We start from the raw sequence: 22,482 nt of genomic DNA, 5'->3' as shown, positions 1-22,482 counted from the left end.
CTTCTTTATTTTCAACACGTTGGAGTCAGGTCAATGCGATTGGTTCTGTTGGGACCGCCCGGTTCGGGCAAGGGGACACAGGCGACGCGCCTGAAGGAAAAGCTCGAGATCGCCCACATTTCCACCGGCGACATGCTGCGCGCTGAAATTGCCGCCGGCTCGGAGCTGGGCAAGCAGGCCAAGTCGGTGATGGATGCCGGCAACCTGGTGTCCGATGAGATCCTGCTGGGCATGCTGAAGTCGCGCCTGGCCCAGGCCGATGTCGCCAAGGGCTTCATCCTTGACGGCTATCCGCGCAATGTGGCCCAGGCCAACGCGCTGGACGGCATGCTGGCCGAGATCGGCCAGCCGCTGGATGCCGTGGTGCAGCTGGACGTGGCCACCGAACTGCTGGTCGAGCGCATCGCCGGCCGTGCGCAGGAGCAGGGCCGCGCCGACGACAATCCGGAATCGGTGCGCAAGCGCCTGCAGGTCTACACCGAGCAGACTGCTCCGGTGGTGGACTTCTACGCCGGCCGGGGCACCCTGGCCCGCGTCGATGGCGTCGGCGAACTGGACGAGATCGAAGCCCGCATCCTGGCGGCGATCAAGCGCTGACCCTCGTGGCCGGTTGATGCCGGCCACCGCAAGCGCAAAAAAACAGGCCTGATCCGCGAGGATCAGGCCTGTTTCGTTTCATAGGTGCCAGCAAAGGGCTTGCTCAGGGCCCCCACAGCATGAGCTCCCTTGGGGATGGCCTCTTGGGGAGTAGGACCGGTTCGGGTACTGCGGCTGGCATCCTGAATTGTGTCCGGGTTCACAGAACATCGCTATCAGGAATTCCCTGACATGTGGCTGGAGTTTTCTCACAGCAGCTGTAGGGGTTCTCTTACCCCGGTGCTGACAATGGCCCTATACAGCCGTGATCGGTCACAATCCCCGGTCATGAGCAGCGTACATATCCTTGCAATCGCCGGCACCTTCATGGGTGGCGTGGCCGCCCTGGCGCGGGAACTGGGCCATACGGTCAGTGGCAGCGACCAGGCCATCTATCCGCCGATGTCGACCCAGCTCGAGCAGCTGGGCATCACCCTGGACCAGGGCTACCGCGCCGACAGCGTGCCGGAGGGCACCGGGCAGGTGGTGATCGGCAACGCGCTGTCGCGCGGCAATCCTGCCGTCGAAGCCGTCCTGGACGCCGGCCAGCGCTACATTTCCGGCGCCCAGTGGCTGTCCGAGCAGGTCCTGCCGGGCCGTGACACCCTGGCCGTGGCCGGTACCCATGGCAAGACCACCACCACCACCATCCTGACCTGGCTGCTGGAGAATGCCGGTCGCTCCCCCGGCTTCCTTATCGGCGGCGTGGCCGAGGACTTCGGCGTGTCCGCCCGCTTGGGCCAAGGCCGCGAGTTCGTTGTCGAAGCCGACGAGTACGACACCGCGTTCTTCGACAAGCGCAGCAAGTTCGTGCACTACCGGCCGCTGGTGGCGATCCTCAACAACCTTGAATACGACCACGCCGACATCTTCCCCGACGTGGCGGCGATCCAGCGCCAGTTCCACCACCTGGTGCGTACCGTGCCGGCGCGCGGCCGCCTGATCGTCAATGGCGAAGACGCGCACCTGGCCGAAGTGCTGGCGATGGGCTGCTGGACCCCGGTCGAACGCTTCGGCTTCGACCCCGCGCTGGAATGGCATGCCGAGCTGTTGGCCGCCGATGGCAGCGCGTTCCGCGTCCATCATCGCGGGCAGGCGCTGGGTGATGTGCACTGGTCGCTGCTGGGCCGGCACAATGTGCTCAATGGCCTGGCTGCATTGGCCGCTGCGCACGCCGTGGGTGTCGCGCCGGCCGAGGTGATCCCGGCGTTGGCGCGCTTCCGCAGCGTCAAGCGGCGCATGGAAGTGATCGGCAACCACGATGGCATCACCGTCTACGACGACTTCGCCCATCACCCGACCGCGATTGCGACCACGCTCGAAGGCCTGCGTGCCAAGGTCGGTGATGCCCGCATCGTGGTGGCGATGGAGCCGCGCAGCAATTCGATGCGGTTGGGCGCTCACGCACAAGCACTGGCACCGTCCTTGGCACTCGCCGATGAGGTGGTGTTCCTGCACCGCCCGGAGCTGGCCTGGGATGCGGCAGCGGTGATCGCGGCGGTGCGCGGACAGGCGCATGCCGTGGCCGACACCGATGCGCTGTTGGCGCAGCTGCAGGCCGACGTGCGCAGCGGCGACCATGTGGTGTTCATGTCCAACGGCGGCTTCGACGGCGCGCCGCGCCGCTTCCTTGCAGGGCTGCAGGCACGATGAGCAGTGAGGGTTCGCTGCCGCTGTTCCCGCTGCATACGACGCTGCTGCCGGGCGCGGCCATCGGCCTGCGTGTCTTCGAGCCACGCTACCTGGATCTGGTGCGCGAAACCGGCCGCAGCGGCGAAGGTTTCGGTGTCTGCCTGATCCTGGAAGGAAACGAAGTGGGAGCGCCTGCAACGCCGGCCGCCTTCGGCGTGCAGGTGAAGATCGAGGATTTCGATGTCGGCGCCGATGGCGTGCTGCAGCTGCGATTGCGCGGCACCCGTCGTTTCCACGTCGAGCGAACGCGCGTGCGCGACAACGGGCTGGTGGTTGCCGATGTGCGCTGGTGCGATGAGGATCCCGATGACGAACTGCGTCCGCAGCATGCGTTGCTGGCGACGGTACTGGACCACATCATCGAGCAGGCGGGCACGGCGTTCGCACCGGCCTCGCCGGCCTTGATGGACCAGGCCAGCTGGGTCAGCTGGCGGCTGGCCGAGCTGCTGCCGCTGAGCGAACAGCAGCGCCTGCAACTGCTGCAGCTGGACGACCCGCACCAGCGCCTGCAGCAACTGCTGGGCTGGATGCCGTAAGAGCCCGGCCGCGGTGCTCGCCGGGCATGGCCCGGCGTCGTCGGTAGATGCCAACCTTGGTTGGCAGCCTTTCCCGAAAGCGCCAACCAAGGTTGGCAACTACCAGAGCGGGACGGTAGCGCCGGGCCATGCCCGGCGGCTTCGTTACGGAGTGGCGGTCTTCAACCGCAGTACCGGCAGCCCGGTCTCCGGCTGCACATCCTCGCGCTGCGGCAACGACTGCACCGCTTCCTTGACCGCATTCAACGCCGGGTCAATGCCTCGCACCGGGTGCCACATGCCGATCCACTGGAAGTGGCGCTCGTAGCGCAGGGTCTGTGCGCTGCCCAGCCACAACGGGGTGTCGCCCGGCTGCAGCTGCGCCGGCGCCTGCCACAAGCGCAGTACGTAACGCTCGTCGGCCTGCGCGCCCTGGCGCACCATCAGCAGCGCTTCAACGCGCGTATCCAGTGTCGCCGGCAGTACCGGCAGTTCATTGGCGCCGGTGTTCTTGTCCAGCATCAGCAGCGCTTCCTGCCAGCCGGCCTGGGCCTGTACCTGCCAGCCGCGCGCTTCCAGCTGCGCTTGCAGCGGCGCCAACGGACCGGCCACCTGCACGTCCAGTGGCCAGCGCTGGTCATCGTCGAATTCGTTGCGACGCGCCGGCAGCTTCGCCCAGTCGTGCTGCCACCAGGCCTGCGCGTCCATCGCCAGCGGCGCCGGCAGGGTCGGCTCGAAGCGTTCCAGCTTGATGGCGATGTTGCGCGGCGCGTACCACATCGCCGCCACCACGAAGACGCCGTAGAACAGCCATGCCACCGGCTTGACCCAGAACGAGCGGTTGAAGCGGCGGCGGTAGGCGATGCCCAGCACCAGCAGCCAGAAGGTGCCGAACAACATGCCGCCGATGACATCGCTCAGCCAGTGCGCACCCAGGTACAGGCGCGCAAAGCCGATCAGGCTGACCACGATGCCCGACACCAGGTAGGGCCAGACGCGCGTGCGGCCGGGCATTTCGCGGGCGATCAGCACCGCGAAGAAGCCGAAGGTGATGGTGGCCATGGTCACCGACACCGACGGGAAGCCGAAGCCGCTGCTGGCATCGATCGGGCGCACCACATCGACGGTGGCGCCGAGCAGTTTGGTCAGGGCCAGGCCGAAGGCCAATGCGGCCAGCCAATGGGCGGCCGCCATCCAGCGCCGGCGCCAGACCAGATAGCCCATCGCGGCAGCGGTTGCCGGCAGCAGCACCTGCCATGCGCCGAGCGAGGCCAACGCGGCCATCGGGTAGTCGGCCAGCGGATTGCGCAGGGCCAGCATCGCCTGGTGCACCAGCAGGTCCACCGCCAACGGCTCGCCATGGGCGACCACCACCGTCAGCAGCGCGAACCAGCCCCAGCCCAACAACAGCAGCATCAGCGCCAGCATCGCCAGCGGCACCGATTCGCGGCGCTTCGGGTCGAGCACGCCCACCGTGTAGCGGCCCAGCGTCGGGTGCCGGTTGGACCAGTCGAGCAGCCGCGCCAGCCAGCTGTCCATGCGCGCGGCCGACCAGCGATAGCCGTACAGCACGATGGCCCAGACCAGGCTGAGGATCACTGCCAACAAGCCCACCACCACCACCAGCCGGCCGGCAACGGCAGCGACGGCATCATAGGCTTCGCCAAGAATCCAGCCCGGTGCCAGGAACAGCACAGCCCAGGAAATACTGGCGATGCCACTGGCCTGCACGTAACGGCTGGCGGGCATTTTCATCATGCCGGCAATGGCGGGCACGAACGGCCGGATGGCACCGACATAGCGGGCGATCAGGATGCTCTTGAACGCATTGCGGCGGAACAGGTTCTCGCCCCGGTCAAGCAGCTGCGGGTAGCGGCTGAACGGCCAGACGCCACGCAGGCGGTCGCCCCAGCGCCGGCCTATCCAGTAGCTGATGCCATCACCGGCGAACGCACCCAGCGCCGCGGCGGCAACCGCATACGGCCCGGAGATCTGGCCCAGGCCGATGAACACGCCAACGGCGAACAGCAACGGCAGCGCCGGCACGATGGCGCCAAGAATGATGACCGCATCGCAGAAGGCGATCAGAAAGATGACCGCACCCGCCAACACGGGATGAGCGGCAATCCACGCGAGGGTGGCGTCGATCCATGAAGAGTCCATTGCCCGATTATAGGGGCGTGAAGGTGACTGGTTCCCAGCCGCTTGGTGACCGTTTGCAACCGGCGCCATCGCCTAGAATGTCGCCATGCCTGTATCCAATGACGCGCCAACGCATGCACTGAAGGCCGACAGTTTCGGCCGGATCCTCCTCGTGCAGGGGCCTGAAGGCCCCTTCGTGCGCCGCGATCTGGGGGCCACGCCGCTGTGGCTGCGGTTGCCAGCGTGGTGGTTGGCGCGACGCGAAGCGCGTGCATTGCGCCACATCCATGGCATGGCCGACGTGCCGCAACTGCTGGACTGGGATGGCCGCCACCTCGACCGCAGCTTCATGGCCGGCGACGCGATGTACCAGCGCCCGCCGCGTGGTGACGTGGCCTGGTTCCGCGCCGCACGCCGTCTGCTGCAGCAGCTGCATCGGCGCGGTGTGGCCCACAACGACCTGGCCAAGGAAGCCAACTGGCTGGTGACCGAGGACGGTCGACCGGCCCTGATCGACTTCCAGCTGGCAGTGATCGGCGACCCGCGCTCGCGCTGGATGCGCCTGTTGGCGCGCGAGGACCTGCGCCACCTGCTCAAGCACAAGCGCATGTACTGCCGGGAGTCGCTGACGCCGGTGGAGAAGCGCGTGCTCAAGCGCACGTCGTGGGTACGCGATCTCTGGTTCGCCACCGGCAAGCCGGTCTACCGCTTCGTCACCCGCCGCATCCTGCATTGGGAAGACAACGAAGGGCAGGGCCCCAAGCCGTGAGCGCCCAGCTGAGCGAAGGCAGCGTGCTGCGTTCGCAACTGCCGGGTGCCGATTTCGTCCATGCCTGCCAAGAGGCGGCGCCGCGCAACGGCCGTTCGGCGCTGCAGGCCTACCGCGATATGGCCGCGACGGTGCCCGGCTGGTTCGATGGACTGATGGCGCTGCGCAACAGGGGCATGCGGCTGCTGGGCATGAAGGATCTCGGCTCGCTGCGCGGAGTGCAGCAGACCGCCGACCCGCAGCCCGGGCAACGCCTCGGCATCTTCACCCTGCAGGCGCTGGGCGAGGATGCCATCGTGCTGGAAGACAACGACCGCCATCTGCGCGTGCAGCTGGCGCTGCAATGGCACGGCGATATGTTGGAAGTGGCGACGGTGGTGCACACCCACAACGCGTTCGGCCGCCTGTACATGCTGCCGGTGGCACCGGTGCATCGATGGATCGCGCCGCACCTGCTGAGCAAGCAGGTGCGCGGATATCAGTAGATCCACGCCATGCGTGGATGCGCGTTGCCGCATGGCGCGGCAAACCCCTACGGCGTCACCGGCACCACCTGCTGGCCGATGAAGTTGCGCTTGCCATCGAAGTCATAGCCGATCTGCAGCTGGCCCACGTCCGGGCACGCATGGCAGTCGCGCAGCGGCGTGCGGTACAGCAGGCGGATGCCGCCCCCATCCAGCGCCGCGGTACCCGCGGCCTGCGCCGGCGCGAACGGCGTGGCCTGCGGATGCGCCTTGAGCACCTCCTGCACGCCGGGATCGGCGCGCAGCGTGTCGTCCAGCTGCACCGCATCCACGTCGATACGCTTGCCTGCGGCATCGACCAGGCGCGTGCCTTCATTGGTATTGGCGCGGAACGGATACTCGACGGTGGCCACGCCCAGGCCGTCGTGTTCATGCCAGGCGGTCACGTAGGCCAGTTCGCCACCGGTGGACAGCTGCTCGGCCGCAGTGACCGCATCGGCACTGGCCCCACCGGACCGCATCGCATCGCGCAGGCAATCGCGGGTGGCCGCGCTGTCGCCCTGGCGGCAGGCGTTGAGGTCACCATCCCAGACAACGGCCTCGCTCCAGCGCAGCTTGCCATCACCGGTGGCCTTGTCGACGCTGGCGGCGTCATCCTTGGCCGGCGCGCTGCCGGGTTCGGGCGAGCGGCCCTGGCAGGCGGTGAGCAGGGCCAGGCCCAGGGCAGGCAACAACAGGCGGGAACAGCGCATGGCATGGACCTCGTGCAGTGACCGGGGCGCCAGTATCGTCAACGTGCGGTGAACTCCGCGTCGGCGCGGCATACTAGCGGCTCATTGCATACGCTGGAGTGTGGAACGTGGGCAGTCTGCAGGGCAAAACCCTTTTCATCACCGGTGCCTCGCGTGGCATCGGCCTGGCGATCGCGTTGCGCGCCGCGCGTGACGGCGCCAACGTCGCCATTGCCGCCAAGTCGTCGGTGCCCAATCCGAAGCTGCCGGGCACCATCCACAGTGCTGCCGAGGTCGTCACTGCAGCCGGTGGCCAGGGCCTTGCGCTGAAGTGCGACATCCGCGAAGAAGACCAGGTGCAGGCGGCCGTTGCTGCCGCCGTGGACACCTTCGGTGGCATCGACATCCTGGTCAACAACGCCAGCGCCATCTGGTTGCGCGGCACCCTGGACACGCCGATGAAGCGCTTCGACCTGATGCAGCAGGTCAATTCGCGCGGCAGCTTCCTGTGCGCGCAGGCCTGCCTGCCGTACCTGCTGCAGGCGCCGAACCCGCATATCCTGACCCTCGCGCCGCCGCCGAGCCTCGAGCCCAAGTGGTGGGGCGCGCATACCGGCTACACACTGGCGAAGATGGGCATGAGTTTTGTCACCCTCGGCCTGGCCGCCGAGTTCGGCCCGCAGGGCGTGGCGGTCAATGCGCTGTGGCCGCGCACGGTCATTGCGACCGATGCGATCAACATGATTCCCGGCGTGGACGTCGGTGGCTGCCGCACGCCGCAGATCATGGCCGACGCGGCACACGCGGTGCTGGTGCGCGAGGCGGCCGGTTTCCACGGCCGTTTCCTGATCGATGACGAGGTGCTGGCCGAAGCCGGCGTGACCGATCTTTCCGGGTATGCGGTGGATGCGTCGCGGCCGCTGCTGCCGGATCTGTTCCTGGATTGATCCTGCCGGTGGGAAAAGGCCGATGGCTGCCGCCTTCGGCCGGCTGCGCTAGAATGCGCGGCTGTAATCGTTTTCAACAGGGATGTGAGCCCATGTCACGTACTCTTTCCATCGCGGCGCTGGCCGCTTCGCTGTCGCTTCTTCTGGCTGCCTGTGGTGGCAAGGCGCCCGCAACCGGAGCCGACGCGGGTTCCGCCGGCAAGCCGGAGGCCAGCGCGGCGCCGGCCGACGCCCAACAGCAGTTGACCGCAAAGCTCAACGCCTACATTGGCTGCTTCAACGCGCTTGATTCGAAAACGCACGGCAGCATCCAGTCCTACACGCGCTGGATCAAGGACGTGGATGCCGGCCCGAGCGGGCGCGAGACGAACGTGTACGGACCGTTCGAGATCGGCGATTACGACATGAAGCAATGCGACGCCCCCGTGACCGAGGCGATCGCTGCCAAGCCGGCGCTTGCCGATCTCGATGCCGCTGCCGGCCACTACCAGCAGGCGCTGAAGGCGCTGGTGCCGATCAGCAAGGAAGCCCACGACTACTACGAGCGTCAGGACTTCGAAGACGACAAGTTTGCCAAGGGCAAGCAGCTGCACGCGCCGTTGATGACCGCCTTCAAGGATTTCGTGGTTGCCAGTGAAACATTCAACACCGAACTGGAGCGCCAGAACGACGCTGCCCAGCGCGAACAGCTCAAGGCGCTGGAGCAGGCCGAAGGACGCACCCGCGAGTACTACCGACTGGCGATGATGCTGGAAGCGAAAGCGATCATGGAGATGATGGGCGAGGACGACTTCGACGTGGCCCGGGCACGGGAGCGGCTGGACGCCTTCAACCGCATTTCCGACGAAGCGCATGCCAAGGTGGCCGATCAGGAGCCGGGCAAGCTGGACTGGAACAGCTTCGAACGCGAGGCCGAGAACTTCCGCCGCGAAGGCAAGGAGCGCCTGCAGCGCGTCAGCGCGAACACGCCCTACACCGACTTCGAACGACGCATGCTTGATTCGCCCTCGATGGCGCCGAGCGGCTCGGCCGGGCGACTGCTGCACATCTACAACGCACTGGTGTTCCAGAGCAACCGCCAGTAATCCGGGGCGCTGCCCCCACTTCTGTCGCATTCGAGCAGGCTGATTGCGACGTGAAGGATGGGGTGCCCCGTCGTCTCGATGGCATCGGCGTCCGCATATGCGGGCTGTTCCACCGCGCGCGCGAATGTGCGCCGTCTCATATCTGCAAGGAACCGGTTTGAATTCTTCCGCGCGTGTACTTTCTCTGCTTATGCTCGGCGCTGCCGCCGCCCTCTCTGGTTGCAACGGATCGGCAGGACTGCCGGTGGCCGATCCGGGCCTGCAGAAGATCAACGCCTACATCGAGTGCTACAACGGCGTCGAACAGCCCATCCACGAGGGCTTCCAGACCTATACCGGCTGGATCAAGGATCCCGAAGCGGGGCCGACGGGCAAGGAAGCGCAGCCGCGCTCGCCGGGCAAGGTGCTGTCGCATCGTGTCGAGTACTGCGGCCAACCGCTGACCGATGCGTTGGCCCGGACGCCGGCCACGCCGCTGGATGAGCCGGTGCGGCAGTACCAGACGGCCTTCCAGTCGTTGTATGCGCTGATCGAACGCGCTGATGGCTATTTCACCCGTGAGGACTATCGGCGCGACAACGGCGAAGGGATGCGCGCCCAGCATGCGCCGCTGATGCAGGCCTACGCTGACTTCTTCAAGGCCAGCGAGGCCCTGGACGCGGCGCTGGAGAAGAACGAGGAGGAACGCCGTGCCGCGCAGCTCAAGCAGATCGAAGCGGACGAAGGTCGTTCGCTGGCGTACTACCACCTGCGCATCATCGGTGACGGCAAGCGCTTGGCACTGTCGCTGCAGGGAGAGGCGCCGGACCTGCAGGTGGCGCGCACACAGCTGGCCGATTACCAAGCGCTGGTCAAGGAAATGCAGGATGCAGGCGTGGGCAAGGACAACCCGCTGTGGGCGCATGTACAGCGGTCGACGGACGTACTGATCCGGGATGCCGGCCGCCGCGTCGACCGCCTTGCGTCAGGTAAGGCATTCACCGAACGTGAGCGCGAGGAAGAACGGGCATCCAGTGGCCGTGTCGGATCGGCGCCTGCGGGCTCGGAGGCGGCAGTGATGGCCGCCTACAACGATCTGGTGACCACCAGCAATCGCATGAATTGAGCCAGTGGGTCGACTGCGATGGATGGATGCGGGATGCCGCATTCGTCCATCGCGCGGATCTGCTGTGTGCCTTTGGTGGGTGCGGACCTTGGTTCGCACCGCGATGGCTCCGGTGGGGCTTCATCCACGCATGGCGTGGATCTACTCCGCTGGCTTCGGTGGGGCCGGCCGTCGGCCGGGCTCATCGTCAGTGGCTGAACGTATCCGGCAGCGGTCCGCCACACTTGCGGCAGTGCCGCGCATCCGGCTCGTGGCCCTCCAGCCCGCAGTGCGGGCAGCCACGTGCATCGCGGCGCGCGGCCAGCTCGGCATCGCGCATGGTGCTGGCCAGTTCGGCGGTGTAGATGCCGGTGGGCACGGCGATGATGCTGTAACCGATCAGGATCAGCACCGAGGTGACGAAGCGGCCGAGCACGGTCTGCGGCACGATGTCGCCGAAGCCGACCGTGGCCATCGTCACCACTGCCCAGTACATGCTGCTGGGAATGCTGGTGAAGCCATGGTTCGGTCCCTCGATCACGTACATCAGCGTGCCGGCGATGATGGTGATGGTGACCACCGTGAACAGGAACAGCAGGATCTTGCGCCGGCTGCGCCACAGCGACTGCATCAGCACGCCGCTTTCTTCGATGTAGCGGGTCAGCTTGAGGATGCGGAACACGCGCAGGATGCGCAGTGCGCGCACCACCAGCAGGCTCTGCGCACCGGGAATGAACAGCGACAGGTAGGTCGGCAGGATCGAGGCCAAGTCGATGATGCCCCAGATGCTCACCGCGTAGCGCAGCGGGCGCTTGACCACCACCAGCCGCAGCACGTATTCGGCGGTGAACAGGATGGTGAAGCCCCATTCCAGCACGTACAGCCAGTCGGCATGGGCGATGTGGAAGCGCTGCACGCTGTCGAACATCACCACCAGCACGCTGGCGATGATCGCGTACACCAGCAGCAGGTCAAAATTGCGCGAGGGCCGGCTGTCGTGGCGGTAGATGATGTCGAACCACCGGCGGCGCCAGCCGGTCTCGGTGGCGGGGTTCAGCTGGGGGGCGGAAAACGGTCGCATGCGTGCATTGTGCCGCACGGGTTCCAGCGCGAGAATGGGCATTCCTGAACCCTGCTGACCGCCATGACCGCCGCTACCGATCCGCTGATCTCCCTGTCGCACTACTACCTGCCGGTGTACAAGCCCCGCCAGGTGGTGCTGGAGCGAGGCCAGGGCGCCCGCGTGTGGGACAGCCAGGGCCGTGAGTTCATCGATCTGGCCGCGGGCATCGCCGTGTGCGGCCTGGGCCACAACGACCCGGACCTGGTCGCCGCGCTGGTCGAACAGGCCGGCAAGCTGTGGCACACCAGCAACGTGTTCTACAGCGCGCCGCCGCTGCACCTGGCCGAGGAACTGGTGAAGGCCAGCCGCTTCGCCGAGCGCGTATTCCTGTGCAACTCCGGCGCCGAAGCCAACGAAGTGGCGATCAAGATGGTCCGCAAGTGGGCCTCCAGTCAGGGCCGCCCGGCCGACAAGCGCGTGATCATCACCTTCCGCGGCAGCTTCCACGGCCGCACCATGGGCGCGGTGACCGCCACCGCGCAGCCGAAGTACCAGGAAGGCTACGAGCCGCTGCCGGGGGGCTTCCGCTACATCGACTTCAACGATGAAGTGCAGCTGGAAACGGCGATGGCCGCTGGCGACGTGGCGGCGGTGATGCTGGAGCCGATCCAGGGCGAGGGCGGGGTGATGCCGGCCAAGTCCGGGTTCCTCAAGCGCGTGCGCGAACTGTGCGACCAGCACAACGCACTGCTGGTGCTGGACGAGATCCAGGCCGGCATGGGCCGTACCGGTACCTTGTTCGCGCATTGGCAGGATGACGTGGTGCCGGACATGGTGACCCTGGCCAAGGCACTGGGCGGTGGTTTCCCGATCGGCGCGATGCTGGCCGGCCCGAAGGTGGCCGAGACCATGCAGTTCGGTGCCCACGGCACCACCTTCGGCGGCAATCCGCTGGCCGCGGCCGTCGCCCGCGTGGCGCTGCGCAAGCTGGCCTCGGCCGAGATCGCGGCCAATGTCAGCCGCCAGTCGAAGGCGCTGCGCGATGGCTTTGCCCGCATCAACGATGAGTTCAAGGTGTTCAGCGAGGTGCGCGGTCGCGGCCTGATGCTGGGTGCGGTGCTGAGCAAGGCGTTCGCTGGCCAGGCCGGTGCCATCCTCGACCACGCTGCGGAGCAGGGCCTGTTGACCCTGCAGGCTGGCCCGGACGTGCTGCGCTTCGTGCCGTCGCTGAACATCACCGACGAAGAAGTGGCGGAAGGCCTCAAGCGCCTGCGCGCGGCGATCGCCGCGTTCGTCGCCGCGCGCTGATCATTGACCAAGGTAGCGCCGGGCCATGCCCGGCGTTGCTTTTGCGCTGCGCTCGTCGGGCATGGCCCGGCGCTACCGCACCCCGTAGCGCTTCAGCACCTTCCCCAGTCCGCGTCCGTCCTGCACGGTTTCCGCGTGCAGGCCCGCTGCGCGTGCACCGCGCACGTTGACGAACAGGTCATCGACGAACAGCGTGTGCGCCGGTGCCACCTCGAGGGCTGCGAGCGTGCGCAGGAACACCTCCGGCGCTGGCTTGCGCAGGCCGAAGTCCGCGCTGCAGAACACCCGGCCGTGCAGCTTGGGAAACAGCTCCGGCAGCAGCGTCGGCAGCGCCTGCGTCATCAAGGCACCATTGTTGGTCAGCACCGCCATCGGCACCTGCAGGGCATGCAGCCGTTGCAGCACGGCGTGCTGCGGGTGGCTGGCCGCGTGCCGGGCGGCGATCCAGGTGTGCAGCGTTACCGTTGTGCCGAGCCGTTCGCCCAGCTGGGCCAGATAGCGCGCGCCATCCAGCGTACCGCTGTCGTGTGCGGCTTCGAGCCCGCTGTCGTACAGCGCGGCCTGCACGTGCGCGGTCGGCACGCCCAGCGTCTGCGCCAGATGCAGCACGCGCTGTGCGCGCTGGTAGTGCAGCAGCACGCCATCAACATCGAGCAGGAGAAGATCGATCCGCATCGGTCGAGCATGCCATTGCCGTATCCGCACGCAAACCCTGGACCACCACTGCGACACACGGTCGCAGCCGGGTGGCCAGGTGTCTGCCTAGAATGACCACCGAACCTGCAGGAGACGCGACGATGAAGGCTTGGATGGTAGCGGTGGGGCTGGGTGCGCTGATGCTGGCGCCATCGGCGATGGCGCGCGTATGTGCGGTGAGCATCGACAGCACCGACCAGATGAGCTTCAGCAGCCGGGAGATCAAGGTGGCTGCCGATTGCAGCGAAATCGACCTGACCCTGCGGCACACCGGCAGGCTGGCCGCCACCGCGATGGGCCACAACTGGGTGCTGACCCGCACCGCCGACTACCAGCCGGTGGCGATGGCGGGCATGCGCATGACCCTGGCCGACAGCTACCTGCCGAAGGCCGACAAGCGCGTGCTGGCCCACACCAAAGTGATCGGTGGTGGCGAGACCGCCCGCGTGCGTTTTTCCACGAAGGGCATGCAGAAGGGCGGCGATTACACCTTCTTCTGCTCGTTCCCCGGCCACTTCGCGATGATGAAGGGCAAGTTCGTCTTCGGTTGAGTGCGCAGCAGCCACGCATGGCGTGGCTCTACTCCAGAGACGCAGCTCAGTAGATCCACGCCATGCGTGGATGAAGCACATCGATCCAGTAGATCCACGCCATGCGTGGATGAGGGCAGGCAGTGCCGACCACGGTCGGCACCTACCAGGCCGGGGTTCAGCCCTTGGCCGCCTTGAACGCCACGCGTGCCGCTGCCAGCGTGGCCTCGATCACGTCATCGTCGTGTGCGCTGGACAGGAAGCCGGCCTCGTACGCCGACGGTGCCAGGAACACACCCTGGTCCAGCATCGCGTGGAAGAAGCGGTTGAACGCCGGGATGTCGCAGGCCGTGGCCTGGGCGTAGGTCTCCACCTTCTCAGCGGTGAAGAACAGCCCGAACATCGCGCCCACTTGGGTGGTGGTCACCGCTACGCCTGCATCGGCGGCGGCGGCTTCCAGCCCCGCGCACAGGCGTGCGGCGCGCGCGCTCAGATCGTCGTGGAAACCCGGCTGCTGGATCAGCTCCAGCATGGCCAGGCCGGCGGCCATCGCCACCGGGTTGCCGCTGAGCGTGCCGGCCTGGTAGATCGGGCCAGCGGGCGCGATCTGCTGCATCAGCTCGCGGCGGCCGCCGTAGGCGCCCACCGGCATGCCGCCGCCGATGATCTTGCCGAAGGTGGTCAGGTCCGGGCTGATACCGTAGTGCGCCTGCGCACCGCCAAGGGCAACGCGGAAACCGGTCATCACTTCGTCGAAGATCAGCAGCGCGCCATGCTGCGTGCACAGCGCGCGCAGGTGCTGCAGGTAGCCTTCGCGGGGCGGAATGCAGTTGGCGTTGCCCACCACCGGCTCGATGATCAGGCCGGCGATCTCGCTGCCGCGTGCGTCGAACAGGGCGGTGGCCGCCTCGAAGTCGTTGTAGGGCAGGGTCAGGGTCAGTTCGCTCAGGCCGGCCGGCACGCCGGGCGAGGTCGGCACGCCCAGGGTCAGCATGCCGCTGCCGGCCTTGACCAGGAACGAGTCGCCGTGGCCGTGGTAGCAGCCTTCGAACTTGACGATGCAGCTGCGGCCGGTGGCACCGCGCGCCAGGCGGATCGCCGACAGGGTGGCTTCGGTACCGGAGTTGACCATGCGCACCATCTCGCACGACGGCACCAGCCGGGTGATGGTCTCGGCCATGGTCACTTCCGCTGCGCACGGCGCACCGAAGGACAGGCCGTTGTCGATCGCCTTCTTCACCGCCTGGCGTACGGCGGTGTGGTTGTGGCCGACGATCATCGGGCCCCACGATCCCACGTAGTCGATGTAGCGGTTGCCGTCGACGTCGTACAGGTAGGCGCCGTCAGCGCGCTCGACGAAGAAGGGTTCGCCGCCGACCGACTTGAACGCGCGCACCGGTGAGTTGACGCCGCCAGGCAGCAATTCCTGGGCGCGGGAGAACAGGGCGTGGGACTGGTCGTGGTTCATGGGGTTTCCTGGGGGTCACTGCTGCGTATCGAATCGGGCGAGGTAGGCGCGCTGGGTCGCGACCGGGTCCTGCGCGGCGTAGATGCCGCTGACCACGGCCAGCAGGTCGGCGCCGGCATCGATGATGGGACCGACATTGTCCGGGCTCAGGCCACCAATCGCCACCCGCGGCACGCCCAATGCGGCGCTTTGCCGCAGCAGGTCGGGGTGGGCGCGGCTGCTGGTGACCTTGGTGGTGGTGGGGAAGAACGCGCCGAAGGCCACGTAGCTGGCGCCGGCCGCCACGGCACGCTCGGCGTTGGCCAGCTGGTCGTAGCAGGAGGCGCCGATGATGGCGTCCGGGCCGAGCAGGCTGCGTGCGGCGCCGATGTCACCGTCGGTGCCGCCCAGGTGCACGCCCGCCGCGCCGACGGCCTGGGCAAGCTCGGGGTCGTCGTTGACGATCAGCGGCACGCCGTGGGCAGCGCACAAGGCCTGCAGCGCCGTGGCCTGTTCCCGTCGCAGGGCATCGCTGGCGGTCTTGTTGCGGTACTGCAGCCAGGTGGCGCCGGCGGCGAGCAGCGGCGCGGTGCGCGCCAGCAGGCGGGCGGTATCGGGTTCATCCGGGGTGATCAGGTAGACGCCGCGGGGCGCCGGGGAAGCAGAAGTCATCGATGGCTACCGGTGAGTGGACCGCGATGGGACAATGGCGGCCCGTGAATCCAGCCCTGATTATCCGATGAGCGAAGCCACCCCCACCACCCTGCGTACCTGGATGTGCGTGGTCTGCGGATTCCTGTACCGCGAAGCGGATGGGCTGCCGGAAGAGGGCATCGCCCCGGGCACGCGCTGGGAAGACATTCCCGAGACCTGGACCTGCCCGGATTGCGGCGTGACCAAGGACGATTTCGAGATGGTCGAGATCGATTGATCGCAATCGCCGCCGGGCATGGCCCGGCGCTACCGGTGGGTGCGCACCGTTGGTTGTGGGTGCGGACCGTTGGTCCGCACACCGGACAACCTCAATGCAGCCGCGGTACCGGTCCGCCCAGGTCGATCAGCTTCTCGCGCAGCCATTGCGCGTCGCTGGCCTCGGGGTTGCGCTTGAGGTACAGGCCCAGGTCGTTGCGCGCGCCGGCCAGGTAGTCCAGCTGCAGGTAGGCCAGGCCGCGATCACGCAGGGCATCGTCCTGTTCGGGGGCAAGCTTGAGCAGGCGGTCGGCACTGCGCGCGGCACGATCCCACTCGCTGGCCTCGGCATAGACCCCATGCAGGTTGCGCAGCATGCGGATCAGGATCGCGCGGCTCGGTGCAGGATCGAGGATCTGCGCCAGCACCTGGTCGTCGGGCATCTGCCCGCCCAGGTGCGATTTGGCGCGTTCGCGCAGTTCGTCCACGTCCAGCGGTCGGCCCCCATTGAACGGGTCCATCACCAGTACGCCATCGTCAACCGGCAGGCGCACCAGGAAATGACCGGGGAATGACACGCCGTCCAACGGAATGCCCAGCCGTCGCGCCACCTCCATCTGCACCAGTGCCAGCGAGATCGGATTGCCCAGACGGCGCTCGAAGACCTGGTTGAGGTAGCTGTTGCGCGGGTCGTAGTACTCCTGGTGGTCGCCGCTGTAGCCCAGCTCATCGAACAGATGCCGGTTGATGGCCGCCATCTTCAGCGGGCTGTGCTCGATGCTGTCCACCTCGGCGCGCAGGTGCTCTACGTGGCTCTGCACCAGCGCATCGTAGGTCGACGGCTGCAGATCGGGATATTCATCGCGCGCGATCAGCAGCGCGGTCGGCAGCAGTGGCAGCGCCTCGTCGTCGAAGTCGGCCAGTGCATCCCAGTCGGGGAGTGTGATCCGGTCCTGCATGTCCACAGACTGGCGGCAATCGCAGGCGGTTTCAAGCAGCGTGGCGTGAATTCATCATCCCCACGTGTCCCGATCCACGCATGGCGTGGATCTACCGTGTCGACCAAGGTCGACACCCACCAACAGCGGCAGGAAGCTGTCAGAGGTGGGGCGGTGTGGGCTTGCAGGACCGCAGGCGCCATGGATGGCGCCTACGAGCCCCCAGGGATGGGTTTACGGCGTGTCATGCAAGCCCACACCGCCCCACCATGCCTCGATAACCCAGCTCTTGCTTTTGATGTTGATTCGGCGGGTGCCGGGCGCAGCCCGGCCGCCCCCTACTTCTCGATGCCCGGGCCGAAGATCAGCTCGGTGCCATCCTTCAGCTTGAGCTTCTCCGCCTGGCCGGCATTGAGTTCCAGCACGAAGCGTGCCGGGCCACCGCTGGGGTAGGGCGGGCACATGTCACCGGCCGAGCACGGCGGCACGTCGCGCTGCTGGCTCACCAGCCGCCGCTCGCTGTCGAAGTACAGGATGTCCAGCGCGATCTTGGTGTTCTTCATCCAGTACGCCTGCATTTCCTCGCGGTCATGCACGAACAGCATGCCGTGGTCCTCGGCCATCTGGTCGCGGAACATCAACCCGCGCGCACGGGTTTCATCGTTGGTGGCCAGTTCAACGTCATAGCGCGCACCGTCAAGTTCCACCCAGTGGCGGGCAGCATCGGTGGCGCAGCCGGTCAGGGCCAGCAGCGGGAGCATCAGCAGTGAGCGCAGCAACGACATCGTCAGGGTCCTTCGAAAGGGTCAGAGCACGATCGGCGGCTCGCCGCCGACGATCACCACATCGGCACGGCGCCGTGCGAACAGGCCGACGCAGACCACGCCCGGCAGCTGGTTGAGCTCACGCTCGAGCTTTTCCGGATCGGTGATCTGCAGGTTGTGGATGTCCAGGATCTGGTTGCCGTTGTCGGTAACCACGCCCTCGCGCCAGGTCGGCTGGCCGCCGGTCATGTCGCGGATCTGGCGGGCAACCAGGCTGCGTGCCATCGGGATCACTTCCACCGGCAGCGGGAACCTGCCCAGCACCGGTACCTGCTTGCTCGGGTCGACGATGCAGACGAAGCGCTCGCTGGCCTCGGCGATGATCTTCTCGCGGGTCAGCGCAGCGCCGCCGCCCTTGATCAGGCACTTGCCGGGATCGCACTCGTCGGCGCCATCCACGTACAGCGACAGGGTGCCGGTGTGGTTCAGCTCGATCACCTCGATGCCATGCTGCTTCAGGCGCGCGGTGCTCTGTTCGGAACTGGACACCGCACCCTTGATGCGATGCTGGATGCGGGCCAGCGCATCGATGAAATAGGCGACGGTGGAACCGGTGCCGACACCGACGATCATGCCGTCTTCGACGTACTCGATGGCCTTTTCGGCGGCCAGGCGCTTGGCTTCAGACATTGCGGAGAGCTCTCAGGCAGGGAATCAGGATTTCTTTTCCAGCGACAGCAGCAGCTTCCACTGCGCAGCGGTCACCGGGAACACCGACAGGCGGTTGCCCTTGGCAACCAGCGGGAAGCCTTCGCCGAGTTCCTCGGCATGCAGCTTGATCTCGTCCAGCGCGATCACCTGCTTCAGCTTGCGGTCGAAGGCCACGTCCACCAGCATCCAGCGCGGGTTCTCGCGCGTGCTCTTGGGATCGTGGTAGTCGGATTTCGGGTCGAACTGGGTGTCGTCCGGGTAGGCCGCGCTGGCCACCGTGGCCAGGCCGACGATGCCGGGCACCTTGGTATTGGAGTGGTAGAAAAGGATGCCGTCACCGACCTGCATGCCATCGCGCATGAAATTGCGCGCCTGGTAGTTGCGCACGCCGTTCCAGGGTTCAACCTTGACCTTGGCCAGGTCATCGATGGAAAAGGCGTCCGGTTCGGACTTCATCAGCCAGTAGCGCTTGCGGGCGGTCATGCGTTCACGGGGGCAGCGGAAGGGAGCAGGGTGCCGGCTTCAGTGCAGATCGCATCCACCGGCACGTCCCAGGACGCCACCGGCAAGGACTCGACCTGCTGCACCGAGAATGCCGCGCCGACCAGCCAGGGTGGCGCCGGCCGATCATGGCGGAAGGCGAAGCTGCGATCATACCAGCCACCTCCCATGCCCAGCCGCCGGCACCGTGCGTCGAAGCCCACCAGCGGCGTCACCACCAGGGCCATCTGCGCCGGTTCCAGCGTGTCTTCGAGGGCGATGTCCGGTTCGGGAATGCCGTAGCGGTTGCTGGTCAACGGTTGGCCGGGGCGCCAGGGCGCGAAGCGCAGCACGTCGCCGTGCAGCACCGGCAGGCAGTAGGTCAAGCGATCGGGCAGCTGCAGTTGCCAGCGGTGCAGGGCGATTTCGCCATCCAGCGCCCAGTAGCCGGCCACGGCGCCTTCGCGCGGGGCGAACGGCAGCGCCAGCAGCGCATCGGCCAGCGATTCGGCAGCGGCGATACGGGCGGGGGCGGAAAGGTCGCGGCGGCGTTGCCGCAGCTCGTGGCGCAGGGCCTGTCGCGGGTCGGTCATGGCAGCGTGCGGCAAGGATCAGCCGTCATTGTGCCGGAAAGAACAAGGGCGACGCCCGAAGACGCCGCCCTTGCTGGAATATTGCATTCTCCGCAATGTCGATGCATGCGAAACGACCTTGAACCCGGGGGCTCAAGTGGGAACGCTGGAGAACCATCGGGCTTCCCGCTGCAAGGCGGACCTGCACTCCCGGCGCTGTCGCGCTCCCGGTGTCGTTCTTAAGGGACAAGGCGAATGTTTGCACATGCCGTCGAGTACCGCAGAGAACGCGTGGCCATTATAGCTACCGCGCGTGATCTGGATAGGCCGTTCGTCGGCAACAGTGCGTGCCAATTCAGAAAAGAGAAGGCGCATTCCGCGCCTATCTCAGGTGCTGCTGTCGATCGCCCGGTCCAGGCGCCGGTTCAGGTCGGCCAGGGTCTGTTGCAGGGCGACCGCCTGGCGGGCGTTCTCATCGCGCAGCAGCTGCAGTTCGTGTGCCAGGTTGAGTGCCGCCAGCACCGCGATGCGGTCCACCGCGGCCATCCGGTTGCTGCCGCGGATCTCGCGCATGCGCGCATCCAGCAGGCGGGCGGCCGCCATCAGGCTGTCGCGTTCATCGCCACCAACGCCGACCGTGTATTCGCGGTCTAGGATTCGGACGCTGACCGGTTCGGCACTCATGTGTGCTGCTCCAGGGATTTGAGCCGGGTGATCATCGCTTCCACCCGCGAACGCGCCTGCTCGTTCTTGGCCAGCAGCGTCGAGCGCTCGGCCACCAGCTGTTCCTGCTGGTGGCGCAGGCTGCGGTTCTCCTCGGCCAGCCGCTGGTTGCGGTCGAGCAACGCCTCCACACGGGCGGCGAAGGCCTGCAGCTGGGCAAGGGGATCGGCGGGTTCCATGCCCGCACGATAGGCAAGCCGGGTCAGGGCGGTCAAGCACTGTCGCAGCAGGGCCCGGCGGCTACGGAGAGCAGGCGGACACATTGCTACACTACCGGGCTCACGGGCGCGCGCGTGCGCGCTCCGCAGTTTCCCTTCCGAACGAGCCGCACGATGACCGAACTTCCCTCCGTCGACGACGTTACCCGCGCCAGCCAGGAACTGGGCCTGGGCGCCACTGCTGCCGAGCTGCATGGCGGGCTGTGCGGCTGGCTGGCCGCTGGCGGTGCTCCCGGCAATGATTGGCCGGCGCGCGTACTGGCCGACGACAATCTGCCGCAGGCAGCTGCCGACAGTGCGCTGGCGCAGTTGCTGGAGGCCACCATCAAGCAGCTGGAAGACCGGGACTTCGCCTTCGAGCTGCTGTTGACCGACAGCAGCGACGTGGCCGCACAGGCGGACGCCATGTTCAGCTGGACCCGTTCCTTCCTGGGCGGCTTCGGCCTGGGCAGTGGCGGCCACCGGCCGGCCCTGTCCGAAGAAGGCGAGGAGGCGCTGAACGACCTGGCCAGCCTGGCCCGCGCCTCGAGCGAGGATTTTGAAGCCGGTGGTGATGATGACGACGAAGCCCTGTCGGAGATCGAGGAGTTCATCCGCGTGGCGGTGCTGCTGCTGCACGGTGACGTGGTGCTGGCCGCGCGCCATCGGCAGCGCCTGAACTGATGGATATCAAGCAGCGCACCGGCATCGCTGCCGGCGAGTACAAGCGTCGTCGCCGGCAGTTGATGGACATGGCGGGCGAAGACGCGATCCTGGTGCTGCCGGCGGCATCTGAGAAGGTGCGCAGCCTTGATACCCATTATCCGTACCGGCAGGATTCGGATTTCCAGTACCTGAGCGGCTTCCCGGAGCCGGAAGCGGTGCTGGTGCTGATTCCCGGCCGTCGCCACGGCGAAGCGATCCTGTTCTGCCGCGAGCGCGATCCCGAGCGCGAAGCCTGGGATGGCGGTCGCGCCGGCCAGGAAGGCGCCGTGGCGCAGTTCGCGATGGACGATGCCTATCCGATCACCGACCTGGACGACATCCTGCCGGGGCTGCTGGAAGGGCGTTCGCGGGTGTACTACCACTTCGGCCGCGATGCGGATTTCGACCTGAAGCTGATCGGCTGGGTGAACCGCGTACGTTCGCAGGTGCGTCATGGCGCACAGCCACCGCATGAGTTCCTGGAACTGGGCCATCTGCTGCACGAGCAGCGGTTGTTCAAGTCCGGTGCCGAGGTGGCGTTGATGCAGCGTGCGGCCGACATCAGTGTGCTGGCGCATCGCGCGGCCATGCAGGGTGCGAAGGCGGGCATCCACGAGTACGAACTGCAGGCCGAACTGGAGCGGGTGTTCCGTGCCAACGACGCGGTGCCTGCGTACTGCAGCATCGTCGGCGCCGGCCGCAACGCCTGCATCCTGCATTACCGCGACAACAACGCGCGTTCGCGCGACGGCGAACTGGTGTTGATCGATGCCGGCGCCGAGTACCGCGGCTACGCCAGTGACATCACCCGTACGTTCCCGGTCAATGGTCGTTTCAGCGCCGAGCAGCGCGCGCTGCATGATCTGGTGGGTGCCGCGCAGGCGGCGGCGCTTGCCCAGGCCAAACCGGGCGTGGCGTACGAAATGGGCCATCTGGCGGCGGTGCAGACCCTCACCGAAGGGTTGCTGCAACTGGGCCTGTTGAAGGGCACGCTGGAAAAGAATCTCACCGAAGGCTTGTACCAGCGCTTCTACCGGCACAAGACCGGGCACTGGATCGGGCTGGATGTGCACGACGTAGGTGACTACCGCCTGGCCGGCGATTCGCGCCTGCTGGAGCCGGGCATGGCCTTCACCATCGAGCCGGGGCTGTACATCGGCGTGGACGACACGACGGTGGAACCGCGTTGGCGCGGCATCGGCATCCGTACCGAAGATGACGTGCTGATCACCGACGACGGGCATCGGGTGTTGACCGAAGGGCTGGAGCGCAGCGCCGACGAGATCGAAGCGTTGATGGCGGGGTAAGGGTGTTTCTGCAGGGCTTGCAGCCCTGCACCCGCTACAAGCCAGAGCAACAGCAACAGCAACAGCA

At 66.9% G+C, this 22,482-nt stretch carries 26 protein-coding genes and 1 other RNA gene; 13 read left to right on the top strand and 14 right to left on the bottom strand.

Going from position 1 to position 22,482, the window contains the following annotated elements; translation table 11 throughout:
- Positions 1 to 33 precede the first annotated feature (33 nt).
- The 3 genes from AC3WTC_RS13490 to AC3WTC_RS13480 all read left to right on the top strand — a co-directional run bounded on the left by AC3WTC_RS13490 (position 34) and on the right by AC3WTC_RS13480 (position 2,864).
- Positions 34 to 597: an adenylate kinase gene (locus AC3WTC_RS13490; protein WP_025874177.1), complete on the top strand. Its 564-nt coding sequence runs from the start codon at positions 34 to 36 to the stop codon at positions 595 to 597.
- A gap of 327 nt (positions 598 to 924) precedes the next feature.
- Positions 925 to 2,289 (top strand): UDP-N-acetylmuramate:L-alanyl-gamma-D-glutamyl-meso-diaminopimelate ligase, encoded by a 1,365-nt coding sequence (mpl, locus tag AC3WTC_RS13485; protein ID WP_059065014.1) that lies wholly within the window; start codon positions 925 to 927, stop codon positions 2,287 to 2,289.
- Positions 2,286 to 2,864 carry an LON peptidase substrate-binding domain-containing protein gene (locus AC3WTC_RS13480; protein WP_032976742.1) on the top strand — a complete coding sequence of 193 codons (579 nt, stop codon included), beginning with the start codon at positions 2,286 to 2,288 and terminating at the stop codon, positions 2,862 to 2,864. Before mpl ends, AC3WTC_RS13480 begins: the two co-directional genes overlap by 4 nt.
- Positions 2,865 to 3,008: 144 nt before the next feature.
- On the opposite strand, the gene AC3WTC_RS13475 is transcribed toward AC3WTC_RS13480, so the two are convergent.
- Positions 3,009 to 5,006 (bottom strand): bifunctional DedA family/phosphatase PAP2 family protein, encoded by a 1,998-nt coding sequence (locus AC3WTC_RS13475; RefSeq protein WP_033831936.1) that lies wholly within the window; start codon positions 5,004 to 5,006, stop codon positions 3,009 to 3,011.
- Positions 5,007 to 5,091: 85 nt separating this feature from the next.
- Between AC3WTC_RS13475 and AC3WTC_RS13470 the strand changes: the two genes are divergently transcribed.
- Entirely contained in the window at positions 5,092 to 5,754 is a 663-nt protein-coding gene (locus tag AC3WTC_RS13470; RefSeq protein ID WP_025874181.1) for a serine/threonine-protein kinase, read from the top strand.
- Positions 5,751 to 6,239: a DUF2867 domain-containing protein gene (locus AC3WTC_RS13465; RefSeq protein WP_223496426.1), complete on the top strand. Its 489-nt coding sequence runs from the start codon at positions 5,751 to 5,753 to the stop codon at positions 6,237 to 6,239. The genes AC3WTC_RS13470 and AC3WTC_RS13465 overlap by 4 nt, the downstream gene beginning before the upstream one ends.
- A gap of 47 nt (positions 6,240 to 6,286) precedes the next feature.
- Here the strand turns inward: AC3WTC_RS13465 and AC3WTC_RS13460 are convergent, their stop codons facing one another.
- Entirely contained in the window at positions 6,287 to 6,970 is a 684-nt protein-coding gene (locus AC3WTC_RS13460) for a hypothetical protein (RefSeq protein ID WP_025874183.1), read from the bottom strand.
- Between the two features lie 107 nt (positions 6,971 to 7,077).
- Here AC3WTC_RS13460 and AC3WTC_RS13455 point away from each other — a divergent pair, with 107 nt between their 5' ends.
- The 3 genes from AC3WTC_RS13455 to AC3WTC_RS13445 all read left to right on the top strand — a co-directional run bounded on the left by AC3WTC_RS13455 (position 7,078) and on the right by AC3WTC_RS13445 (position 10,086).
- Positions 7,078 to 7,896, top strand: a complete 819-nt coding sequence (locus tag AC3WTC_RS13455; protein ID WP_492711639.1) for an SDR family oxidoreductase — start codon at positions 7,078 to 7,080, stop codon at positions 7,894 to 7,896.
- A 92-nt stretch (positions 7,897 to 7,988) separates the two neighbouring features.
- The gene (locus AC3WTC_RS13450) at positions 7,989 to 8,981 is read left to right on the top strand and encodes a YiiG family protein (RefSeq protein ID WP_140227633.1); all 993 of its coding nucleotides are present in this window, start codon (positions 7,989 to 7,991) and stop codon (positions 8,979 to 8,981) included.
- 190 nt (positions 8,982 to 9,171) lie between these two features.
- Positions 9,172 to 10,086, top strand: a complete 915-nt coding sequence (locus AC3WTC_RS13445) for a YiiG family protein (RefSeq protein WP_492711645.1) — start codon at positions 9,172 to 9,174, stop codon at positions 10,084 to 10,086.
- A gap of 187 nt (positions 10,087 to 10,273) precedes the next feature.
- Here AC3WTC_RS13445 and AC3WTC_RS13440 read toward each other — a convergent pair whose 3' ends face one another.
- On the bottom strand, positions 10,274 to 11,146 hold the full coding sequence (locus tag AC3WTC_RS13440; RefSeq protein WP_025874187.1) for an ion transporter: 873 nt from the start codon (positions 11,144 to 11,146) through the stop codon (positions 10,274 to 10,276).
- 63 nt (positions 11,147 to 11,209) lie between these two features.
- Here AC3WTC_RS13440 and AC3WTC_RS13435 point away from each other — a divergent pair, with 63 nt between their 5' ends.
- Positions 11,210 to 12,436 (top strand): acetylornithine transaminase, encoded by a 1,227-nt coding sequence (locus tag AC3WTC_RS13435; RefSeq protein WP_025874188.1) that lies wholly within the window; start codon positions 11,210 to 11,212, stop codon positions 12,434 to 12,436.
- A 72-nt stretch (positions 12,437 to 12,508) separates the two neighbouring features.
- Here AC3WTC_RS13435 and AC3WTC_RS13430 read toward each other — a convergent pair whose 3' ends face one another.
- Positions 12,509 to 13,111 carry an HAD-IA family hydrolase gene (locus AC3WTC_RS13430; RefSeq protein ID WP_492711637.1) on the bottom strand — a complete coding sequence of 201 codons (603 nt, stop codon included), beginning with the start codon at positions 13,109 to 13,111 and terminating at the stop codon, positions 12,509 to 12,511.
- A 122-nt stretch (positions 13,112 to 13,233) separates the two neighbouring features.
- On the opposite strand from AC3WTC_RS13430, the gene azu reads away from it, so the two are divergent.
- Entirely contained in the window at positions 13,234 to 13,683 is a 450-nt protein-coding gene (gene azu / locus AC3WTC_RS13425) for an azurin (RefSeq protein WP_033831930.1), read from the top strand.
- A 157-nt stretch (positions 13,684 to 13,840) separates the two neighbouring features.
- Here azu and hemL read toward each other — a convergent pair whose 3' ends face one another.
- Together hemL and thiE are read right to left on the bottom strand one after the other, a co-directional pair.
- Positions 13,841 to 15,130, bottom strand: coding sequence for a glutamate-1-semialdehyde 2,1-aminomutase (gene hemL / locus AC3WTC_RS13420; RefSeq protein ID WP_025874191.1), 1,290 nt, complete (start codon positions 15,128 to 15,130; stop codon positions 13,841 to 13,843).
- Positions 15,131 to 15,145: 15 nt separating this feature from the next.
- A complete protein-coding gene (thiE, locus tag AC3WTC_RS13415; protein WP_223483240.1) occupies positions 15,146 to 15,781 on the bottom strand; it encodes a thiamine phosphate synthase in 636 nt (211 codons plus the stop codon).
- A 34-nt stretch (positions 15,782 to 15,815) separates the two neighbouring features.
- Between thiE and AC3WTC_RS13410 the strand changes: the two genes are divergently transcribed.
- Complete coding sequence (locus tag AC3WTC_RS13410; protein WP_025874193.1) at positions 15,816 to 16,040, top strand: rubredoxin; 225 nt, start codon at positions 15,816 to 15,818, stop codon at positions 16,038 to 16,040.
- A gap of 91 nt (positions 16,041 to 16,131) precedes the next feature.
- On the opposite strand, the gene AC3WTC_RS13405 is transcribed toward AC3WTC_RS13410, so the two are convergent.
- The 8 genes from AC3WTC_RS13405 to AC3WTC_RS13370 form a co-directional block, all read right to left on the bottom strand.
- On the bottom strand, positions 16,132 to 16,977 hold the full coding sequence (locus tag AC3WTC_RS13405) for a SirB1 family protein (RefSeq protein WP_025874194.1): 846 nt from the start codon (positions 16,975 to 16,977) through the stop codon (positions 16,132 to 16,134).
- 317 nt (positions 16,978 to 17,294) lie between these two features.
- Positions 17,295 to 17,741: a DUF192 domain-containing protein gene (locus AC3WTC_RS13400; RefSeq protein WP_025874195.1), complete on the bottom strand. Its 447-nt coding sequence runs from the start codon at positions 17,739 to 17,741 to the stop codon at positions 17,295 to 17,297.
- Between the two features lie 21 nt (positions 17,742 to 17,762).
- The gene (gene rpiA, locus AC3WTC_RS13395) at positions 17,763 to 18,410 is read right to left on the bottom strand and encodes a ribose-5-phosphate isomerase RpiA (protein ID WP_032976728.1); all 648 of its coding nucleotides are present in this window, start codon (positions 18,408 to 18,410) and stop codon (positions 17,763 to 17,765) included.
- A 24-nt stretch (positions 18,411 to 18,434) separates the two neighbouring features.
- Complete coding sequence (locus tag AC3WTC_RS13390; protein ID WP_025874197.1) at positions 18,435 to 18,914, bottom strand: EVE domain-containing protein; 480 nt, start codon at positions 18,912 to 18,914, stop codon at positions 18,435 to 18,437.
- Positions 18,911 to 19,504, bottom strand: a complete 594-nt coding sequence (locus tag AC3WTC_RS13385; RefSeq protein ID WP_492711636.1) for a 5-formyltetrahydrofolate cyclo-ligase — start codon at positions 19,502 to 19,504, stop codon at positions 18,911 to 18,913. The genes AC3WTC_RS13390 and AC3WTC_RS13385 overlap by 4 nt, the downstream gene beginning before the upstream one ends.
- Positions 19,505 to 19,587: 83 nt before the next feature.
- Positions 19,588 to 19,773: non-coding RNA, 6S RNA (ssrS, locus tag AC3WTC_RS13380), on the bottom strand.
- Positions 19,774 to 19,870: 97 nt separating this feature from the next.
- Positions 19,871 to 20,167 carry a cell division protein ZapA gene (locus AC3WTC_RS13375; RefSeq protein ID WP_025874199.1) on the bottom strand — a complete coding sequence of 99 codons (297 nt, stop codon included), beginning with the start codon at positions 20,165 to 20,167 and terminating at the stop codon, positions 19,871 to 19,873.
- A complete protein-coding gene (locus AC3WTC_RS13370) occupies positions 20,164 to 20,385 on the bottom strand; it encodes a TIGR02449 family protein (RefSeq protein ID WP_025874200.1) in 222 nt (73 codons plus the stop codon). Before AC3WTC_RS13370 ends, AC3WTC_RS13375 begins: the two co-directional genes overlap by 4 nt.
- 153 nt (positions 20,386 to 20,538) lie before the next feature.
- Between AC3WTC_RS13370 and AC3WTC_RS13365 the strand changes: the two genes are divergently transcribed.
- Entirely contained in the window at positions 20,539 to 21,087 is a 549-nt protein-coding gene (locus AC3WTC_RS13365) for a UPF0149 family protein (protein WP_025874201.1), read from the top strand.
- A 5-nt stretch (positions 21,088 to 21,092) separates the two neighbouring features.
- Positions 21,093 to 22,415: an aminopeptidase P N-terminal domain-containing protein gene (locus tag AC3WTC_RS13360; protein WP_088101068.1), complete on the top strand. Its 1,323-nt coding sequence runs from the start codon at positions 21,093 to 21,095 to the stop codon at positions 22,413 to 22,415.
- Positions 22,416 to 22,482 lie beyond the last annotated feature (67 nt).

Source organism: Stenotrophomonas sp. FW305-C-20-S1 (genome assembly GCF_058783335.1).
Note: the sequence above shows the minus strand (reverse complement) of the source record. Positions and strands in the feature narration are given on the sequence as shown.

Coding starts and splice junctions, on each gene's coding strand:
- AC3WTC_RS13475 (WP_033831936.1), bottom strand. CDS start 5,006: ATGGACTCTTCATGGATCGACGCCACCCTCGCGTGGATTGCCGCTCAT.
- AC3WTC_RS13370 (WP_025874200.1), bottom strand. CDS start 20,385: ATGGAACCCGCCGATCCCCTTGCCCAGCTGCAGGCCTTCGCCGCCCGT.
- AC3WTC_RS13365 (WP_025874201.1), top strand. CDS start 20,539: ATGACCGAACTTCCCTCCGTCGACGACGTTACCCGCGCCAGCCAGGAA.
- AC3WTC_RS13375 (WP_025874199.1), bottom strand. CDS start 20,167: ATGAGTGCCGAACCGGTCAGCGTCCGAATCCTAGACCGCGAATACACG.
- azu (WP_033831930.1), top strand. CDS start 13,234: ATGAAGGCTTGGATGGTAGCGGTGGGGCTGGGTGCGCTGATGCTGGCG.
- AC3WTC_RS13430 (WP_492711637.1), bottom strand. CDS start 13,111: ATGCGGATCGATCTTCTCCTGCTCGATGTTGATGGCGTGCTGCTGCAC.
- AC3WTC_RS13450 (WP_140227633.1), top strand. CDS start 7,989: ATGTCACGTACTCTTTCCATCGCGGCGCTGGCCGCTTCGCTGTCGCTT.
- AC3WTC_RS13405 (WP_025874194.1), bottom strand. CDS start 16,977: ATGCAGGACCGGATCACACTCCCCGACTGGGATGCACTGGCCGACTTC.
- AC3WTC_RS13440 (WP_025874187.1), bottom strand. CDS start 11,146: ATGCGACCGTTTTCCGCCCCCCAGCTGAACCCCGCCACCGAGACCGGC.
- rpiA (WP_032976728.1), bottom strand. CDS start 18,410: ATGTCTGAAGCCAAGCGCCTGGCCGCCGAAAAGGCCATCGAGTACGTC.
- AC3WTC_RS13480 (WP_032976742.1), top strand. CDS start 2,286: ATGAGCAGTGAGGGTTCGCTGCCGCTGTTCCCGCTGCATACGACGCTG.
- AC3WTC_RS13410 (WP_025874193.1), top strand. CDS start 15,816: ATGGCGGCCCGTGAATCCAGCCCTGATTATCCGATGAGCGAAGCCACC.
- thiE (WP_223483240.1), bottom strand. CDS start 15,781: ATGACTTCTGCTTCCCCGGCGCCCCGCGGCGTCTACCTGATCACCCCG.
- AC3WTC_RS13460 (WP_025874183.1), bottom strand. CDS start 6,970: ATGCGCTGTTCCCGCCTGTTGTTGCCTGCCCTGGGCCTGGCCCTGCTC.
- AC3WTC_RS13445 (WP_492711645.1), top strand. CDS start 9,172: ATGCTCGGCGCTGCCGCCGCCCTCTCTGGTTGCAACGGATCGGCAGGA.
- AC3WTC_RS13470 (WP_025874181.1), top strand. CDS start 5,092: ATGCCTGTATCCAATGACGCGCCAACGCATGCACTGAAGGCCGACAGT.
- hemL (WP_025874191.1), bottom strand. CDS start 15,130: ATGAACCACGACCAGTCCCACGCCCTGTTCTCCCGCGCCCAGGAATTG.
- AC3WTC_RS13490 (WP_025874177.1), top strand. CDS start 34: ATGCGATTGGTTCTGTTGGGACCGCCCGGTTCGGGCAAGGGGACACAG.
- AC3WTC_RS13385 (WP_492711636.1), bottom strand. CDS start 19,504: ATGACCGACCCGCGACAGGCCCTGCGCCACGAGCTGCGGCAACGCCGC.
- AC3WTC_RS13390 (WP_025874197.1), bottom strand. CDS start 18,914: ATGACCGCCCGCAAGCGCTACTGGCTGATGAAGTCCGAACCGGACGCC.
- mpl (WP_059065014.1), top strand. CDS start 925: ATGAGCAGCGTACATATCCTTGCAATCGCCGGCACCTTCATGGGTGGC.
- AC3WTC_RS13435 (WP_025874188.1), top strand. CDS start 11,210: ATGACCGCCGCTACCGATCCGCTGATCTCCCTGTCGCACTACTACCTG.
- AC3WTC_RS13400 (WP_025874195.1), bottom strand. CDS start 17,741: ATGTCGTTGCTGCGCTCACTGCTGATGCTCCCGCTGCTGGCCCTGACC.